Source organism: Arenimonas sp., assembly GCF_041913985.1.
Classification (GTDB): Bacteria; Pseudomonadota; Gammaproteobacteria; order Xanthomonadales; family Xanthomonadaceae; genus Arenimonas.
In genome coordinates, this window is record NZ_JAYSEG010000039.1 from 1 (window position 1) to 17,301 (window position 17,301).

Annotated in this window: 18 protein-coding genes; 12 read left to right on the forward strand and 6 right to left on the reverse strand. The window is 71.4% G+C overall.

Going from position 1 to position 17,301, the window contains the following annotated elements; translation table 11 throughout:
* A partial coding sequence (locus tag ACE3Q2_RS11800; protein WP_374474210.1) for a class I tRNA ligase family protein occupies positions 1–1,309 on the forward strand: 1,309 nt, incomplete at its 5' end.
* A gap of 207 nt (positions 1,310–1,516) precedes the next feature.
* On the opposite strand, the gene rimI is transcribed toward ACE3Q2_RS11800, so the two are convergent.
* Genes rimI through pssA form a run of 3 tightly spaced genes read right to left on the reverse strand, consistent with a single transcriptional unit; the run spans position 1,517 to position 3,042 of the window.
* Positions 1,517–2,005 (reverse strand): ribosomal protein S18-alanine N-acetyltransferase, encoded by a 489-nt coding sequence (gene rimI / locus ACE3Q2_RS11805; RefSeq protein ID WP_231696360.1) that lies wholly within the window; start codon positions 2,003–2,005, stop codon positions 1,517–1,519.
* A gap of 6 nt (positions 2,006–2,011) precedes the next feature.
* The gene (locus ACE3Q2_RS11810) at positions 2,012–2,281 is read right to left on the reverse strand and encodes a hypothetical protein (RefSeq protein ID WP_374474212.1); all 270 of its coding nucleotides are present in this window, start codon (positions 2,279–2,281) and stop codon (positions 2,012–2,014) included.
* The gene (gene pssA, locus ACE3Q2_RS11815) at positions 2,278–3,042 is read right to left on the reverse strand and encodes a CDP-diacylglycerol--serine O-phosphatidyltransferase (protein ID WP_231696362.1); all 765 of its coding nucleotides are present in this window, start codon (positions 3,040–3,042) and stop codon (positions 2,278–2,280) included. The genes ACE3Q2_RS11810 and pssA overlap by 4 nt, the downstream gene beginning before the upstream one ends.
* Positions 3,043–3,143: 101 nt before the next feature.
* On the opposite strand from pssA, the gene ACE3Q2_RS11820 reads away from it, so the two are divergent.
* From ACE3Q2_RS11820 to ACE3Q2_RS11830, 3 genes are all read left to right on the forward strand, one after another.
* The gene (locus tag ACE3Q2_RS11820) at positions 3,144–3,539 is read left to right on the forward strand and encodes a hypothetical protein (protein ID WP_231696363.1); all 396 of its coding nucleotides are present in this window, start codon (positions 3,144–3,146) and stop codon (positions 3,537–3,539) included.
* A 67-nt stretch (positions 3,540–3,606) separates the two neighbouring features.
* Complete coding sequence (locus tag ACE3Q2_RS11825) at positions 3,607–5,307, forward strand: proline--tRNA ligase (RefSeq protein WP_374474213.1); 1,701 nt, start codon at positions 3,607–3,609, stop codon at positions 5,305–5,307.
* Between the two features lie 116 nt (positions 5,308–5,423).
* Positions 5,424–5,801: an H-NS histone family protein gene (locus ACE3Q2_RS11830; protein ID WP_231696365.1), complete on the forward strand. Its 378-nt coding sequence runs from the start codon at positions 5,424–5,426 to the stop codon at positions 5,799–5,801.
* Positions 5,802–5,978: 177 nt separating this feature from the next.
* On the opposite strand, the gene ACE3Q2_RS11835 is transcribed toward ACE3Q2_RS11830, so the two are convergent.
* Positions 5,979–7,238 (reverse strand): threonine/serine exporter family protein, encoded by a 1,260-nt coding sequence (locus ACE3Q2_RS11835; protein ID WP_231696366.1) that lies wholly within the window; start codon positions 7,236–7,238, stop codon positions 5,979–5,981.
* 107 nt (positions 7,239–7,345) lie between these two features.
* Here ACE3Q2_RS11835 and ACE3Q2_RS11840 point away from each other — a divergent pair, with 107 nt between their 5' ends.
* Genes ACE3Q2_RS11840 through ACE3Q2_RS11855 form a run of 4 tightly spaced genes read left to right on the forward strand, consistent with a single transcriptional unit; the run spans position 7,346 to position 10,815 of the window.
* A complete protein-coding gene (locus tag ACE3Q2_RS11840; protein WP_231696367.1) occupies positions 7,346–8,455 on the forward strand; it encodes an ABC transporter permease in 1,110 nt (369 codons plus the stop codon).
* Complete coding sequence (locus tag ACE3Q2_RS11845) at positions 8,452–9,252, forward strand: ABC transporter ATP-binding protein (protein ID WP_231696368.1); 801 nt, start codon at positions 8,452–8,454, stop codon at positions 9,250–9,252. The genes ACE3Q2_RS11840 and ACE3Q2_RS11845 overlap by 4 nt, the downstream gene beginning before the upstream one ends.
* Position 9,253: 1 nt before the next feature.
* Positions 9,254–10,177, forward strand: a complete 924-nt coding sequence (locus ACE3Q2_RS11850) for an MlaD family protein (RefSeq protein WP_374474215.1) — start codon at positions 9,254–9,256, stop codon at positions 10,175–10,177.
* Complete coding sequence (locus tag ACE3Q2_RS11855) at positions 10,174–10,815, forward strand: ABC-type transport auxiliary lipoprotein family protein (protein ID WP_231696370.1); 642 nt, start codon at positions 10,174–10,176, stop codon at positions 10,813–10,815. The genes ACE3Q2_RS11850 and ACE3Q2_RS11855 overlap by 4 nt, the downstream gene beginning before the upstream one ends.
* On the opposite strand, the gene ACE3Q2_RS11860 is transcribed toward ACE3Q2_RS11855, so the two are convergent.
* Positions 10,784–11,359 carry an alpha-ketoglutarate-dependent dioxygenase AlkB gene (locus ACE3Q2_RS11860; protein WP_374474229.1) on the reverse strand — a complete coding sequence of 192 codons (576 nt, stop codon included), beginning with the start codon at positions 11,357–11,359 and terminating at the stop codon, positions 10,784–10,786. The two genes, ACE3Q2_RS11855 and ACE3Q2_RS11860, sit on opposite strands and share 32 nt — an antisense overlap.
* Positions 11,360–11,532: 173 nt before the next feature.
* Positions 11,533–12,879 (reverse strand): amidase, encoded by a 1,347-nt coding sequence (locus tag ACE3Q2_RS11865; RefSeq protein WP_374474216.1) that lies wholly within the window; start codon positions 12,877–12,879, stop codon positions 11,533–11,535.
* Between the two features lie 100 nt (positions 12,880–12,979).
* On the opposite strand from ACE3Q2_RS11865, the gene ACE3Q2_RS11870 reads away from it, so the two are divergent.
* Genes ACE3Q2_RS11870 through ACE3Q2_RS11885 form a run of 4 tightly spaced genes read left to right on the forward strand, consistent with a single transcriptional unit; the run spans position 12,980 to position 17,211 of the window.
* Positions 12,980–14,587, forward strand: coding sequence for an electron transfer flavoprotein-ubiquinone oxidoreductase (locus ACE3Q2_RS11870; protein WP_374474218.1), 1,608 nt, complete (start codon positions 12,980–12,982; stop codon positions 14,585–14,587).
* A gap of 10 nt (positions 14,588–14,597) precedes the next feature.
* Entirely contained in the window at positions 14,598–15,629 is a 1,032-nt protein-coding gene (locus tag ACE3Q2_RS11875; protein WP_374474219.1) for a RimK family alpha-L-glutamate ligase, read from the forward strand.
* The gene (locus ACE3Q2_RS11880; protein ID WP_231696375.1) at positions 15,626–16,348 is read left to right on the forward strand and encodes a methyltransferase domain-containing protein; all 723 of its coding nucleotides are present in this window, start codon (positions 15,626–15,628) and stop codon (positions 16,346–16,348) included. The genes ACE3Q2_RS11875 and ACE3Q2_RS11880 overlap by 4 nt, the downstream gene beginning before the upstream one ends.
* Entirely contained in the window at positions 16,345–17,211 is an 867-nt protein-coding gene (locus ACE3Q2_RS11885; protein WP_231696376.1) for a RimK family alpha-L-glutamate ligase, read from the forward strand. The genes ACE3Q2_RS11880 and ACE3Q2_RS11885 overlap by 4 nt, the downstream gene beginning before the upstream one ends.
* Positions 17,212–17,301 lie beyond the last annotated feature (90 nt).

Consider the following 17,301-nt stretch of genomic DNA (forward strand, 5'->3'; position numbering starts at 1 on the left):
GGTCACCGGCTTCGACATCATCTTCTTCTGGGTCGCCCGGATGATCATGATGACCGACCACTTCACCGGCCACGTGCCGTTCAAGGACGTCTACATCACTGGCCTGGTGCGCGACCGCGACGGCCAGAAGATGTCCAAGTCCAAGGGCAACGTGCTCGACCCGATCGACATCATCGACGGCATCAGCGCCGACGCCCTGGTGGCCAAGCGCACCATCGGCCTGATGAAGCCCACCGACGCGCCCAAGATCGAGAAGGCCACGCGCAAGGAATACCCCGAGGGCATCCCGGCCTTCGGCGCCGACGCGCTGCGCTTCACCTTCGCCTCGCTGGCCACCCACGGCCGCGACATCAAGTTCGACCTGGCCCGCTGCGAGGGCTACAAGAACTTCTGCAACAAGCTCTGGAACGCCGCCCGCTTCGCGCTGATGAACTGCGAGGGCTTCAGCGCCAGCGGCGCGCCGCAGCCGCGCACCGACTCCGAGCGCTGGATCCTCGACCGCCTGCAGCACACCCTGCGCGAGGTCGAGGAAGGCTACGCCGGCTACCGCTTCGACCTGGTCTCGCAGGCGCTGTACGAGTTCGCCTGGAACGAGTTCTGCGACTGGTTCCTGGAACTCGCCAAGCCCGCGCTCACCGGCAGCGACGCCGCCGCCGCCGACAGCACCCGCCACACCCTGCTGTTCGTGCTCGAAGCGCTGCTGCGCGCCCTGCACCCGCTGGTGCCCTTCGTCACCGAGGAAATCTGGCAGGCCGTGGCGTCCAAGCTCGGCATCGCCGGCGACAGCATCAGCACCCAGCCCTGGCCGGCCATCGACGACGCGCAGCGCAGCCCCGCGGCCGCCGCCGACATCGAATGGCTCAAGGCCGCCGTCACCCAGCTGCGCTCGATCCGCAGCCAGATGAACATCGCGCCCTCGAAGGCCGTGCCGCTGCTGCTGCAGGACGGCGAGGCCGCCGACCGCGAGCGCGTCGAACGCCACGCGCCGGCGCTGAAGTTCCTGGCCCGCGTCGAGTCCATCGAATGGATCGCCGGCGACGCCCCGGCCGCCGCCGCGGCCGTGCTTGGTTCGCTCAAGCTGCTGATCCCGCTCGAGGGCCTGATCGACCTGGGCGCCGAGAAGGCGCGCCTGGACAAGGAGCTCAAGCGCATCGCCGGCGAACTGGCCAAGTGCGAGGCCAAGCTGGGCAACGACACCTTCGTGGCCAACGCCCCGGCGGCCGTGGTGGAGCAGGAGCGCGCCCGCCTGGCCGACTGGGCCAACCAGCACGCCGCCCTGCAGGCCCAGCGCGCCAAGCTCGGCGCCTGAGCCGGCCACAGCCCCTGTAGGAGCGGCTTCAGCCGCGAAGCCCTTCGCGAGAAGCTTCGCGGCTGAAGCCGCTCCTAAGGGCGGCGCGGCACCGCGGCCCCGCCCGGCGGCGCGGGCGGCGCCCCCCCCCCCCGTGGGCGGGCGTCCCCCGCCCCCCCCCTCCGCCGGCCGGGGGGGCGCCCCCCCCCCGCTCCTACGGGAGGCGCGTCACGGCGGCCAGTCGCGGCCCGGCGGCAGCAGCTCCATCGCCATCACGATGGCGTCCTCGCGGCCCTTCTCGGCCGGGTAGTAGTTCGGCCGCAGGCCGATCTCGTTGAAGCCGAAGTCGCGGTAGAGGTTGATGGCGCGCGGGTTCGAGGGCCGCACTTCCAGGAACACCTGGTGCGCGTGGTGCCAGCGCGCCAGGTCCACCAGCCGCGCCAGCAGCCGGCGGCCGTGGCCGCGGCCCTGGTACTCGGGCGCGATGCACACGTTGAGGATGTGCGCCTCGCCGGCCGCCGCGCTGAGCACGCCGTAACCCAGCACCTTGCTCCCCGCCTCCAGCACCCAGCACTGGTGCCCGGCGCGCAGGCAGTCGCGGAAGATGCCCGGCGTCCAGGGGAAGGGATAGGCACGCTTCTCGATCTCGGCGACGACGTCCACGTCGGCCTGCTTCATCGGCCGCATCTGCGAGGCGTCGGCGGGACGCGCGTTCATCGCGGCTCAGCGGGCGCGGCGCAGCGCCCGCAGGCGCAGCCACAGCGCGCGCTTGGTGGCGGCGTCGGCGCGCAGCTGTTCCCACGGGGGCAGCGGCAGGCCGGCCAGGTCGTCGCGGCGCGCGGCGCGACGCAGGGCCTTGAGCAGCGGGCCCTCGGGCAGCGGGCCGGCGTCGGCCCCGCTCACCGGCGCCACAGCGGCGGACGCGCCGGCCGGGCGGTAGAGCGTGTAGCCCATCGCCGACAGCATCGCCCGCTGGGCCTGTGTCCAGCTCATGCGGCGGCCTTCTTCCGGCGCAGCGCCACCCACAGGCCGAAGGCCGGGCCGGAAAGCGCGTACAGCAGGGCCAGCGCGAACAGTCCCTTGGCCTGGGCGATGAACAGCACCGCGATGGTGACCACCACCAGCGCCATCACGTAGAACGGCACCCGGCCGCCCTTCGGGAAGCCCTTGAAGCTGAAGTACTTCACCCGGCTCACCATCAGCAGGCCGGCCGCCACCGTGACCACCAGCGCCAGCCAGCGCAGGCCCTGGCCGCCATAGCCGAAGGTGTTCATGGCCCAGACGAAGGACACCACCAGGCCGGCCGCGGCCGGGCTGGCCAGGCCGATGAAGAAGCGCTTGTCGGTGGAGCCCACCTGTGTGTTGAAGCGCGCCAGCCGCAGCGCGGCGCAGGCGGCGTACAGGAAGGCGGCGGCCCAGCCCACCTTGGCCAGCACCGGGCCGTCGGCCCGGAAGCCCACCAGGGCCCAGTGGTACATGACCAGCGAGGGCGCCATGCCGAAGCTGACCAGGTCGGCCAGGGAGTCGTACTGCACGCCGAAGTCGCTGGTGGTGCCGGTCATGCGGGCCACCCGGCCGTCCAGGCCGTCGAACAGGGCGGCCACGAACACGGCGATGCAGGCGTTCTCGAAGTTGCCGCTGGCGGCGGCCAGGATGGCGTAGAACCCGGCGAACAGCCCGCCCGTGGTCAGCAGGTTGGGCAGCAGGTAGATGCCGCGGCCACGGGCCGGGCCGGTGTCTTCGGTGGGTTCCATGGCGCCAGTGTAGCGGCTCGCCGGAGCCGCCCATAGCCTCGCCTTGCGGGGTCCGCGCGGGGGTGGTATCACGGTCGCACGAACGCCCCCGGAGGCCCGCCATGTCCCGCCACGCCCTGCTGCTCGCCCTGTCCGCCGCCCTGATGCCGGGCCTGGTTTCCGCCGAGGACACCACGGTCTACAAGTCGAAGGGGGCGTCCGGCGAAACCGTGTACTCCCAGATCGAGACCGAGGACGCCGAGGCGCACCGCGTCGGCACTTCCGAGCCCGAGGCGCCGCCGGCCGCCGCCGAGGCCCCGGCCAGGAGCCCGGCCGAGCAGGCCTGCGACCGCGCCAAGGCCAACTACGAGCTGCTGGCCTCCGACAAGCGCGTGCAGTTCGACCGCGACGGCGACGGCAAGCCCGAGGAAATGAGCGCCGAGGAGCGCGCCAGCAACCGCGACATGGCCAAGCGCCAGGTCGACGCCTACTGCACGCCGGCCGCCGAAGGCCAGTAAACCCGCGCCACGGGGGGCCAGGCGGCCGTTACAATGGCCGACCCACCCAAGCGGCCCGGTTGCCCCGATGCGTCTTTCCCAGTTCCACCTCAATACCAGCAAGGAAACCCCGGCCGACGCCGAAGTCGTCAGCCACCAGCTGATGCTGCGCGCCGGCATGATCCGCAAGCTGGCCGCCGGCCTGTACACCTGGAGCCCGCTGGGCCTGCGCGTGCTGCGCAAGGTGGAGGCCATCGTGCGCGAGGAAATGGACCGCGCCGGCGCCATCGAGATGCTCATGCCCTCGATCCAGCCGCGCGAGCTGTGGGACGAGACCGGCCGCTGGGAGAAGTTCGGCGGCCAGCTGCTCAAGATCAAGGACCGCAAGGACGGCGAGTTCTGCTACGGCCCCACCCACGAGGAAGTGGTCACCGACTTCGCCCGCAACGAGCTGCGCAGCTACAAGCAGCTGCCGGTGAACTTCTACCAGATCCAGACCAAGTTCCGCGACGAGATCCGCCCGCGCTTCGGCGTGATGCGCGCGCGCGAGTTCCTGATGAAGGACGCCTACTCCTTCCACCTCGGCGCCGAGAGCCTGCGCGAAACCTACCAGGCGATGTACGACGCCTATTCGCGCATCTTCACCCGCCTGGGCCTGATGTTCCGCGCGGTGAACGCCGACACCGGCGCCATCGGCGGCAGCGCCTCGCATGAGTTCCACGTGCTGGCCGATTCGGGCGAGGACGCCATCGCCTTCTCCGACGGCAGCGATTACGCCGCCAATGTCGAGATGGCCGAGGCCGTGTCGCCCGGCGCCCGCCCGGCCGCCGCCGAGGCCCTGCGCGAGGTCGAGACGCCCTGGCAGAAGACCTGCGAGGAAGTGGCCAAGCTGATGGGCATCGCGCTCGAGCGCACCGTGAAGTCGGTGGCGCTGGTGGGCGAGCAGGGCTTCGTGCTGGCGCTGGTGCGCGGCGACCACGTGGTGAACGAGATCAAGCTGGCCAAGCTGGCCGGCCTGGCCGACTACCGCCTGGCCACCGAGGCCGAGATCGCCGAGCACCTGGGCAGCGAGCCCGGCTTCCTGGGCCCGGTGAAGCCCGCCAGGGCCATCACCGTCATCGCCGACCGCACCGTGGCGGCCATGGCCGACTTCGTCGTGGGCGCCAACCGCAAGGGTTACCACCTGGCCGGCGTGAACTGGGGCCGCGACCTGCCCGAACCCACGCTGGTGGCCGACATCCGCAACGTGGTCGAGGGCGACCCCTCGCCCGACGGCCAGGGCGTGCTGAAGATCGCCCGCGGCATCGAGGTGGGCCACGTGTTCCAGCTCGGCCAGAAGTACGCCGAGGCGCTCAAGGCCACCGTGCTCGACGCCGAGGGCAAGGCCCAGGTGATGCACATGGGCTGCTACGGCATCGGCGTGTCGCGCATCGTTGCCGCCGCCATCGAGCAGAACTTCGACGCCAACGGCATCTGCTGGCCCGCGCCGATGGCGCCCTGGCAGGTGGCGGTGTGCATCATCAACCCGAAGAACGACCCGGCCGTGGTCGAGGCCGCCGACGCGCTGTACGCCGAGCTCAAGGCCGCCGGGCTGGAGGTTGTGATCGACGACCGCGGCCTGCGCCCGGGCGTGATGTTCGGCGACATCGAGCTGATCGGCATCCCGCACCGCGTGGTGGTCTCGGGCCGCGGGCTCGAGGCCGGCACCTTCGAATACCGCGCCCGCCGCGCCGCCGACAGCGAGAACCTCGACCGCGCCGCCCTGTGGCAGCGCCTCGGGTTGGCGTAAGAAAACCGCGCGAAACCCGCCCGCGGGTTTCGCGAAAGGTTTGCACGGGTTTACCATCGGGGTTTCCGGGCCAGCGCCCGGAAACCCTTTTTCATTCCAGGACCCGAAGGAAACCCATGAGCATCAACCTCGAAGGCCTGTCGGCCAAGGAACTCCAGGCCCTGATCGCGAAGGCCAGCCAGCGCAAGAAGACCCTGGCCAAGCGCAAGCCGATCGCCGCCGTGCGCAAGAAGCTGGTGTCGCTGGCCAAGGCCGAGGGTTACACCGTGGACGAGCTGTTCGGCACCGGCCGGATGGTGCGCGAGAAGGCCGGCGTGGCCGCGAAGAAGGCCCCGGCGCGCAAGTCCGCCGCCAAGGGTGCCAAGGTGCCGCCGAAGTACCGCAACCCCGCCGACCCGTCCCAGACCTGGGCCGGCCGCGGCATGCCGCCCAAGTGGCTCGCCGCCGAACTCGCCCGCGGCCGCAAGCTCGAGGACTTCGCCATCAAGGGCTGAGCCGGGATCGGACGCCTGGATTCGAACGCGGATCAGGGCGGATGGAAGCGGATAAGAGCGAAGGAAAAAATGGGGGTCAGAGTACATTTTGCCGCGCGGCAAAAATGTACTCTGACCCCTAATTCATTTCTTTATTCGCCTTTATCCGCTTCCATCCGCCCTGATCCGCGTTGAAAACTAGATATTCCGCCGCGACGGAACCAGCAGGTTGCCGAACAGCAGCCCGGCCACCAGCGCGATCAGGGCCGAGAGCAGGGCGAAGGCCATGTCCAGGCCCAGGAACACGTCGCGCTCCATCACGAAGTTCAGGCTGCGGAAACCCACGCTGCCCGGCACCAGCAGGATGATGCCGGGCACGCGCACCAGCGCGCCCGGGCGGTTGCGCCAGCGGCCGTAGGCGTTGCTCAGCGCCGCCACGCCCATGCCGGCGAAGAAGGCGCCGCCGGCGAAGTTGTCCGAGGCCAGGCCCAGCACTTCCCCGCCCAGGCGGGTGAGCGCATAGCCCAGCAGTACCGACGCCATCACCAGCGGGTAGTCGCGCCGGGACGCCTGGAACAGCACCGCGAACGCGAACGCCGCCACGCCCAGCGCCACCAGTTCGGCCGCCGGCGGCAGGGCCTGCGCCGCCGCCTCCTGCGGCACCCAGCCCAGCAGCCGCACCACCTGCATCGCCGCCACGGTGCCGAAGGTGAGCTTCATCAGGATCATCAGCGCGCCGGCGAAGCGCGCCGTGCCCGACACCAGGTGCTGGGCCGAGAGTTCGCTCACCGCGTTGGTGAGCATCAGGCCCGGCATCAGCACGATCAGCGAGGCCACGATGACGGTCTTGAAGGCCAGCGGCTCGACGAAGCTGGCCACCGCCGCCGCCAGCAGCGTGGCCACCATGGCCGCGATGGCTTCCAGCGCCTCGCCCAGCCGCGGCCGCCCGCCGGCCAGCACCGCCATCACGCCGATGACCAGGCCGATCACGCCGGCCGTCACCACGCCCGCCGCGCCGGCGCCCAGCAGCGCCGCCACCGACGCCGCCGACAGGCCGAAGCTGAAGGCCGCCATGGCCTGCATGCGGCGCGTGCCGGGGCGGTCGAGCGCCTTGAGCGCGGCCAGGCCGTCGGCCGGGGCCAGGCGGCCCGCCAGCACGTCCTCGGCAATGGCGTCGGTGGCCGCCAGCCGGGCCAGGTTCTGCTCGCCCGGGTCCAGCCGGATCACGCGGGTGATGCCGTTGTGCTGGCCGCGCACCGGGTCGGCGAAGCTCAGGATCATGCCGGTGGGATTGGAGAAGATCTCGCAGTCCAGCCCCAGCCGGTGCGCCACGGCCTCCACCGCGCCCTCCAGGCGCTGTGCGGTGGTGCCGTAGACATGCAGGCGCGTCGCCAGCTCGGCCACGAAGTTCGCCTGGGCCTCGTAGGTGGCCTGGCTGGTGAGGACGGGGGCGTTCATGGGCCGGAAGCATGACATGGCCCGGCGCGCCGGCGCAGCCGGATTTCACGCCGGGCCACCGCCCCGGCTATGCTCTCCGCTGGCCCCGACGGACGCGCCCCCGCGCAATGAGCGAAGCGCCACGCATCGAAACCAGCGAACGCCACCCGGGCATCCTCAGCGCCCGCGGCGACTGGACCCTCGCCAACGCCGCCCAGCTGCTGGCCCTGATCGAGTCGGCGCCGGCCTCGGCCGACGACATCGATGGCCGCGACATCCGCCGGCTCGATTCCGCCGGCGCCATGATGCTGTCGCGCTACGCGGTGAAGGTGGGCCTGGGCCTGGCCACGGTGGAAGTGCGGCCCGAACACCAGCCGCTCACCGAAACCGTGCGCGCCATCTGCGAAAACCCGCCGCGCGTGGCCCGCAAGGACTACGGCGTGCAGGAAATGCTGGCCCGCATGGGCTTCGCGGTCGAGGACTACACCCGCGAGGTGCTGGCCCTGGTGGGTTTCCTGGGCCTGACGCTCAAGACCGGCCTGGGCGTGCTGCTGCGCCCCGCCCGCTTCCGCGCCACGCCCACCATCCACCACATGGAGCAGGTGGGCCTGGACGCCGTGCCGCTGGTGGTGCTGCTGAGCTTCATGGTCGGCGCGGTCATCGCCTTCCTGGGCGCCACCGTGCTGCGCGACTTCGGCGCCGAGATCTTCGTGGTGGAACTGGTGGGCATCGCCTTCCTGCGCGAATTCGCCGTGCTGCTCACCGCCATCCTGCTCGCCGGCCGCACCGCCAGCGCCTTCACCGCGCAAATCGGCGCGATGCAGAGCGGCGAGGAGATCGACGCCATCCGCACCCTGGGCCTGGACCCGGTGGAGCTGCTGGTGCTGCCGCGCCTGGTGGCGCTGCTGGTGATGCTGCCCCTGCTCACCTTCCTGGCCATGATCGCGGGCATCGCCGGCGGCATGGCGGTGTCGGTGGCCAGCCTGGGCATGAGCCCGGACATGTTCCTGGCGCGCCTGCAGGAAACCACCGAGCTGCGGCACTTCTGGGTGGGCGTGTCCAAGGCCCCGGTGTTCGCCGTGGTCATCGCCCTGATTGGCTGCCTGGAAGGCTTCCAGGTGAAGGGCACGGCCGAGTCGGTGGGCGAACGCACCACGTCTTCCGTGGTGCAGACCATATCGCTGGTGATCCTGCTCGACGCCTTCGCCGCCATGTTCTTCATGGAGATGGACTGGTGAGCGACGAACTGCCCGCCGGCGACGGCCCGGCCATCCGCGTGCGCGGCCTGCGCAACACCTTCGGCGAGCAGGTGGTGCACGACAACCTAGACCTGGACGTGCGCCGCGGCGAGATCATCGGCGTGGTGGGCGGCTCGGGCACCGGCAAGTCGGTGCTGATGCGCGCCATCCTCGGCCTGCGCGACCCCCAGGGCGGCAGCATCGAGGTGCTGGGCGTGGACGCGCTCAGCGACCGCGCCCGCGCCCACGGCGTCATCGAGCGCAATACCGGCGTGCTGTTCCAGAACGGCGCCCTGTTCTCCTCGCTCACCGTGGCCGAGAACGTCTCGGTGCCGCTGAAGGAGCACTATCCCGAGCTGCCCGACGACATGGTGCACGACCTGGCCATGCTCAAGATCCGCATGGCCGGCCTGGGCGAGGACGCCGGCGCCAAGCTGCCCTCGCAGCTTTCCGGCGGCATGCGCAAGCGCGCCGGCATCGCCCGCGCGCTGGCGCTCGACCCCGCCCTGCTTTTCCTCGACGAACCCACCGCCGGCCTCGACCCGATCGGCGCCGCCGCCTTCGACGAGCTCATCCGCACGCTGCAGCGCGCGCTCGGGCTCACCGTGTTCCTGATCACCCACGACCTCGACACGCTCTACGCCATCTGCGACCGCGTCGCGGTGCTGGCCGACAAGCGCGTGCTGGTCAATGCCCCGCTGGCCGAGGTCGAGCGCTTCGACCACCCGTGGGTGCAGGAGTATTTCCACGGCCCGCGCGGACGCGCCGCGCAGGCCGCCCTGGCCAAGGAGGCTTGAGATGGAAACCCGCGCCAACCATGTGTTGATCGGCGCCTTCACCCTGGCGGTATGCCTGTTCGCGGTGCTGTTCGCGCTGTGGATCGCCAAGTACACCACCGAGAAGGCCTATGGCGAATACGACGTGGTGTTCCAGGAAGCCGTGACCGGCCTGAGCACCGGCAGCCAGGTGCTGTATTCGGGCATCAGCGTGGGCGAAGTGCGCGCGCTGTCGCTGATGAAGGACGACCCGCGCAAGGTGGTGGCGCGCATCCGCCTGTCGGCCGACACGCCGGTGCGCACCGACACCCGCGCCAAGCTCACCATGACCGGCCTCACCGGCGTGGCCGTGATCCAGCTCACCGGCGGCAGCCCGGGCGCCCCGGCGCTGGAAGGCGGCCGCGGCAAGGACGTGCCGGTGATCCCGAGCGAACCGTCGGCGCTGAAGAACATCGCCGCCACCGCCAACGAGATCGTCGACCGCGTGAACCGGCTGCTGAGCGAGGAAAACGTCGCCCGCGTCACCGCCACGCTCGACCAGATCAACCAGGTCACCGGCACCCTGGCCGCCGAGCGCGAGGAGATCGCCGCGCTGGTGCGCAACGCGCGCGCCGCCAGCGAGAAGCTCGACGCCACCCTGGCCAGCGCCGACCGCACCATCAACCACCTCGACGAAGGCGTGGTGCAGGAGCTGCCGGCCCTGGTGGCCAAGCTCGACGCCACCCTGGTCCAGCTCGAGTCCGCCAGCCGCAGCGCCGACGCGATCCTGGGCGACAACCGCGAGGCCATCGCCGACTTCAGCCGCGACGGCCTGGGCCAGGTGGGCCCCACCATGCGCCAGCTGCGCTCGCTGATCCGCGAGATCGACGACCTGGCCGACCGCCTTGAAAACAACCCGGCGGGCTACCTGCTCGGCCGCGAACAGCCCGAGGAGTTCGAACCATGACCCGTCGCGCCCCGCGCCTTCCCGTCCTTGCCGCCGCGCTCGCGTTTGCGCTGGCCGGCTGCTCCATCGTCGGGCCCACCGCCGAGGTGCAGATCTTCTCGCCGCGCACCGCCATCACCGCCGACCCGGCCTGGCCGGCGGTGGACTGGCAGCTCAGCGTGTCCACGCCCGACACCCACCAGCTGCTCGACTCCACCCGCATCGCCGTGCGCCCCGCGCCCGACCGCCTGCAGACCTACAAGGGCGCGCGCTGGGCCGACAGCGCGCCGGAGCTGCTGCAGACGGCGCTGGTGCAGGCCTTCGAGGACTCCGGCCGCATCGCCGCGGTGGGCCGCTTCGGCGGCGCGCGCGGCGACTTCGGGCTGTTCACCGAACTGCGCGCCTTCGAAACCGTTTACACCGGTGGCCGGCCCGAGGTGGTGGTGGAACTGCAGGCGCGCCTCGTGGCCCTGCGCGGCCACGGCGGCGTGACGGCGAAGCGCTTCCGCGTGGTGGTGCCCAGCCAGGGCGAGCAGATCGAGCCGGTGGTGGCGGCCTTCGGGCAGGCCATGTCGCAGCTGTCGCAGGAAATCGTCGGCTGGACCCTGGTCGAAGGCCAGCGCGTGCTCACGGCGAAGGAAGAATCCGCCGGAAAGTGAGGTTGATGCGCGGCGGCACCGGCCGCGCCGTGCGCGGCAGCGCGTGCCGCCACTGCGCCTGGGTGTCGCCGGTCATCAGCAGCAGGCTGCCGTGCGGCAACTCGAGCGTGCACTTGCGCGCGGGGTCGTGGCGGTGCCGGAAGGCGAAGCGGCGCGTGCCGCCCAGGCTGATCGAAGCGATCACCGGCCGCGGGCCCAGCTCGGGCTCGTCGTCGCTGTGCCAGCCCATCGCGTCACGGCCGTCGCGGTACAGGTTCGCCAGCACGCTGTTCATCGCCACGCCCGCCGCCGCGTCCACGCGCGGCCGCAGCGCCGCCAGCGCCGCCGGCCAGGGCCGCGGCTCGAAGCGCACGCGCGAATACACGTAGCTCGCGCCGGGGTCGCCGATCCAGCAGCTCAGCCGCGGCGAATCCACCATCCGCCCGAACATCCGTATCCGGTGCGTCTCCCATGCCACCTGCTGCATCAGCGCGTCGTACAGCGCATCGGCTTCACCGGCCGGCAGCCAGCCCGGGACAAACGTAACTCCTGCGGGGTAAGTCAGTGCAGCCACGAGCGTGCGGGGTTCAGTTCTGAACGCGGATCAAGGCGGATGGACTCGGATAAGAGCGAATTAAGCAATTCAAATTTGCTTTCGCCCTATTCGCCTTTATCCGTGTCCATCCGCCTTGATCCGCGTTTGAATCAGGACGCCTGGGCGAAGCCGTGGCAAAAACGCTATTCGCCAGTATCGGCGACGGAGGCGAGGATGCCGGCGAGTTCGATCAGGCGCAGGTCGCTGCCGGGCGCGCCGACGAGCTGCAGGCCCAGGCCGCCGGGCAGCGGCAGGCTGAGCGCCGGGCAGCCGGCCAGCGAGGCCAGCGCGGTGAGGTCGGCCAGGTTCGCCGGCTCATCCGCGCCCCAGGCCGGCGGCGGCGTGGCCACGGTGGGCAGCAGCAGCACGTCGAACTGTTCGAACAGGCGCCGCACCTGCACCACGTGGCCGTCCAGGCGGCGGTGGGCGCGGGCGGCGTCGGCGGCGGTCTTGCGCTGGGCGAAGTCGAGCAGCCAGCGCAGGCGGGTGGAGGCCCCGCCCAGCCGCGCCTCGTGCGCCGCCAGGATCTCGGCTTCCATCAGCAGCAGGGCGGCGCGGCGGGTGGCCGCCACTTCCAGCGGGGCGATCTCCAGCGCCACCGGCAGCGCGCTGCCGAACACCGCGGCCACGCGCGCCATCACGGCGCTGAAGTTCTCCACCACCGCGGCGTCCACGCCCAGGGCGGACAGGTCGGCGACCACGCCGGCCTTGAGTTCGCCCGGCACCCAGTCCGGCGGCGCCAGCGGCACGCGGCGCTTGCGCGAACGCGGGTCGCCGGCGTCGTAGCCGGCCAGCACCGGCAGCACCAGGCCGATGTCCTGCACCGCGCGCGCCAGCAGGCCCGGGCAGTCCAGGCGGCGCAGCGCCGGGGCCATGCCGCGCGCGCTCAGTTCGCCCAGCGTGGGCTTGTGGCCCACCAGGCCGCAGAAGGCGGCGGGGATGCGGGTGGCGCCCAGGGTGTCGGTGCCCAGCGCCACCACGGCGTGGCCGGCGGCCAGGGCCGCGGCCGAACCACCGGACGCACCGCCGGCGGCGCGGTCGGGCAGCAGCGGGTTGCGCACGTCGCCGAAATGCGGGTTGCGGCCGACGGTACCGAAGGCGGCCTCGTCGAGGTTGGTCTTGCCCAGGAACACCGCGCCGGCGCCGCGCAGGCGCCGCACCACGTGGGCGTCGTGCTCGGCCAGGCCGGGGTGGCCCGGCAGGCCCAGGCTGGTGGGCATGCCGGCGATGTCGAAGGCGTCGGTCACGGCGATCGGCACGCCGTCCAGGCGGCCCAGGGGCTTGCCCTCGGCGCGGCGATCGTCGCTGGCGCGGGCGGCGGCCAGGGCGCCGGCGGCGTCCACCCAGGTCCAGGCGTTGAGGTGGCCGTCGCGGGCGATGGCGGCCAGGCAGGCGCCGGTCAATGCCTCGCTGCTGGTTTCACCCTTGGCCAGGGCGTGCAGCACGCGGTAGAGCGGGGCCTGGCGCAGGGCGTCGGGGCTGGCGGTCATGCGTGTCGCATTCCGTGGCGGGACTGCCTGCGAGTGTCCTTGATTGCCCGCCCGCGGGCAAACCGGGACAATCCGGACATCGGCGTATGGAGCTTTGGCAATGAGTGAACGTGACGTGATGGAATACGACGTGGTGACCGTGGGCGCCGGCCCGGCGGGCCTGTCGTTCGCGATCCGGCTCAAGCAGCTCAGGCCCGAACTCTCGGTCTGCGTGATCGAGAAGGCCTCCACCATCGGCGCCCACATCCTCTCGGGCGCGGTCATCGAACCCGGCCCGCTCGACGAACTGCTGCCCGGCTGGCGCGACGCCCCGCCGCCGGTGTGCGTGCCCGCCACCGAGGACGAGTTCTGGTTCCTCACCAAGACCGGCGGCACCAAGTTCCCGGTCATCCCGCCGGGCATGGCCAACCACGGCAACTTCATCGTTTCGCTGGGCGCCATGTGCGCCTGGCTGGCGCCCCAGGCCGAGGCCCTGGGCGTGGAGATCTACCCGGGCTTCGCCGCCGCCGAACCGCTGTTCGACGAGGCCGGCGCCGTCTGCGGCGTGCGCATCGGCGACATGGGCGTGGCCAAGGACGGTTCGCACAAGCCCGGCTACACCCAGGGCATCGACATCAGGGCGAAGGTGACGGTGCTCGCCGAGGGCGCGCGCGGCCACCTGACCAAGCAGCTGATCCGCAAGTTCGGCCTCGACGCCGAATCCGACCCGCAGAACTATTCGATCGGCATCAAGGAACTCTGGCAGCTGCCGCCGGGCCGGGTGAAGCCGGGCAAGATCTTCCACAGCTTCGGCTGGCCGGCCGACTCGATGACCTACGGCGGCAGCTTCGTCTACCACCTCGCCGACGACCGCGTGGCCATCGGCTACGTCTCGGGCCTGGACTACCGCGACCCGAACTACCAGCCCTACGAAGCCTTCCAGCAGTTCAAGCACCATCCGCTGGTGAAGCCGCTGCTCGAGGGCGGCACCATCCTCAGCGCCGGCGCGCGCGCCATCGTCACCGGCGGCTGGCAGTCGCTGCCGAAGGTGGAAATGCCGGGCGCGCTGCTCATCGGCGACACCGCCGGCCTGCTCAACGTGCCGAAGGTGAAGGGCACGCACCAGGCCATCCGCAGCGGCATGCTGGCGGCCGAACACCTCGCCGCGCAGGAGGCGCCGGCCAGCGCCGGCTTCGACGCGAAGCTGCGCGCCTCGCCGGTGATGGCCGAGCTCAAGAAGGTGCGCAACATCAAGCCCGGCTTCAAGAAGGGTCTGTGGTTCGGCCTCCTGAATTCGGCCTGGGAAACCGCCACCGCCGGCCTCTCGCCCTGGACCTGGCGCTGCAAGCCGGACTGGAATTCGCTGCAGAAGCTGGCCGAGGCCGAAAAGCCCAGGCGTGATTACGTGGAACGCACGCTGGCGCCGCGCGACCGCCTGGCCGGCGTGTACTTCGCCGCCACCGAGCACGACGAAGACCAGCCGGTGCACCTGAAGGTGGCCAACACCGACGTGTGCATCACCCAGTGCGCCGAGGAATACGGCAACCCCTGCCAGCGCTTCTGCCCGGCGGGCGTGTACGAAATCGTCCAGGACGAACAGGGCAAGCGCCTGCAGATCAACGCCGCCAACTGCGTGCACTGCAAGACCTGCGACATCAAGGACCCGTACCAGATCATCACCTGGGTCACGCCGGAAGGCGGCTCGGGTCCGAACTACCAGAACCTTTGAAGAAGTTTCCATGACCTCCGCACGCACCCCGCTTCCCCTGCTGTTCGGCATCCCCGACGACGGCATGGCCCAGATCTACTTCCTGCCCGGCAAACCGGGCCCGCAGGTTTCCTTCCCCGGCAACCTCAACATCGCCGGCTACCTCGACCGCAGCCGCGGCCCCTGGTTCCAGCCCATCTACTGCGGCCCCGGCCTCACCACCACGGTGGACGAGGTGGAGCCCGGGCGCCCGGTGGTGAACGCGGTGACCGAGCCGCACCGCTGCTCGGTGGCGCTGCGCACCATCGACGCGGTGGTGGCCAAGACCCAGGCCAACTGCTTCAACCACCCCGGCGCCATCCTGGCCACGCGCCGCGACCAGGTGTCGCAGCGGCTGGCGGGCATCGCCGGCCTGTGCATGCCGCGCACCTTGCGCCTGCAGATCGAGGAACCGGCTGAGCTGGGCGAAACCATCGCCCGCGAAGGCCTGGCCTTCCCGGTGCTGCTGCGCATCGGCGGCAACCACGGCGGCAAGGACCTGACCCGGGTGGACCGCCCGGAAGACCTGCGCGCCGCGCTGCGCGAGCTGCCCTGGGGCGGCCGCCCGGTCTACGTGACCGAGTTCGTGGACTTCCGCGGCGACGACGGCCTGTACCGGAAGATGCGCCTGGTGGTGGTGGGCCGCGACGTGTTCCTGCGCCACCACATCCCCGCCGCCAGTTGGCTGGTGCACGCCGACAGCCGCGTGCCCGACGCCGCGCTGCTCGAACGCGAGCTGGCCGAACTCGAGGGCTTCGAACAGGGCCTGCTGCCGGTGCTGCGCGAGCGCGTGCTGGCCATCGCCGACGCCCTGGACCTGGACTACTTCGGCATCGACGCCAGCCTGCTGCCCGACGGCCGCCTGCTGGTGTTCGAGGCCAACGCCACCATGAACGTGCTGCACGACTCCAACCCGCAGGAGCCGCGCTGGGCCGGCATCATCGCGCGCATCCGCCGCAGCCTGGAGTCGCTGCTGGAAAACCCGGGCCGCTGGCGCCACGCGCCCGCGGGGTCGCGGCAATGAACCTGACCTACCCGGAAATCTTCGCCGCGCGCGGTGACCTCTACCACGCGGCCATGATGGCCTGGCCGCACGCACGCGACGCCGAGTTCGACGCGCTGTTCGCGCGCCGGCCGCTGGCCGCGGGTGAACGCGTGCTCGACTTCCCCTCCGGCGGCGGCTACCTGGCGAAGCACCTTGAAGGGAAGGCACGCGTGGTCGGCTACGAACTCACCGACGGCTTCGCCGCTGGCATCCCGGTGGGCCTGCCTTCGCGCGAGGCCGACCCGGAGCCCTACGACCGCGCCGTCTGCCTGGCCGCGCTGCACCACATCGACGACCAGCCCGGCTTCCTGCGCGAGCTGGCCACGCGGGTGAAGCCCGGCGGCCTGCTGCACGTGGGCGACGTGCCGGCCGGTTCGCCGCTGGGCGGTTTCCTCGATGGTTTCGTCGGCCGCTACAACCAGACCGGCCACCAGGGCATGTACCTGTCGCCGGACCCCGCCGATTACGCCGCGCTGGGCGACGTGCTGCACTGCGCCGAAGTGGCCACGCCCTGGCGCTTCCCCGACGAGGCCGCGATGCTGGGCTTCTGCGCCCAGCTGTTCGGGCTCAGCGGCCACGACCCGCGCGAACTGCTGGCCGCGCTGCGCGAACAGGTCGGCGTGGACACCGGGCCGGACGGCGTCTCGCTGCGCTGGCGCCTGCTGTACGTGGACATCCGGGTTCCCGGCACGCGATGAAACTCGCGCTGGTCACCGCCATCGCCGCCTTCGCGCTCGACGACGACCTCGTCCCGCTGCGCAAGGCCTGCGCGGAGGCCGGCATCGACGCCCAGGTGGTGGCCTGGGACGACCCCACGGTGAGCTGGGCCCGCTTCGACGCGGTGCTGCTGCGTTCGCCCTGGGACTACGTGGACCGGCTGCCGGAATTCATGGCCTGGTGCGAGCGCGTGGCCAGGCTCACGCGCCTGTGGAACCCGCCGGACGTGGTGCGCTGGAACACCGACAAGCGTTACCTCGGCGAGCTGGCCAGGGCCGGCGTGCCGGTGATCGAAAGCCACTACCTGGCGCCCGGCGACGACCCGGCCTCGCTGCCCGACCTCGAGGAATTCGTGGTCAAGCCCACCGTCGGCGCCGGTTCGCGCGATGCGAAACGCTACCTGCGCGCCGACCGCGCCCAGGCCGTGGCGCACGCCGCGCGCCTGCTCGGCGAAGGCCGGCACGTGCTGGTGCAGCCCTACCTGCGCGCGGTGGACGAGCAGGGCGAAACCGCGCTGCTGTTCTTCGGCGGCCAGTTCAGCCATGCCATCCGCAAGGCGCCGCTGCTCAGGCGCGGCGAGGAGCCGACGCGGGCGCTGTTCAAGGAAGAACACATCCAGCCGCGCGAGCCCTCGGCGCAGGAGCGCGAAGTGGCCGCGATGGTGCTGGCCGCCCTGCCCTTTGGCCCGCTGGTGTACGCGCGCGTCGACCTGCTGCCCTCGCCCACCGGCCCGCAGCTGCTGGAGCTCGAACTCACCGAGCCGTCGGTGTTCCTGCCCTACGGCGAAGGCGCCGCGGCGCGCTTCGCCCAAGTATTGCTCGAGAAGCTGGCGGCTCCCCTGTAGGAGCGGGGGGGGGCCCGCCAGCGAGCCCGGCGGGCCGGCCGGGGGGGCGAACCCCCAACCCAACACCTATACAACACACGCGGGGGGCCG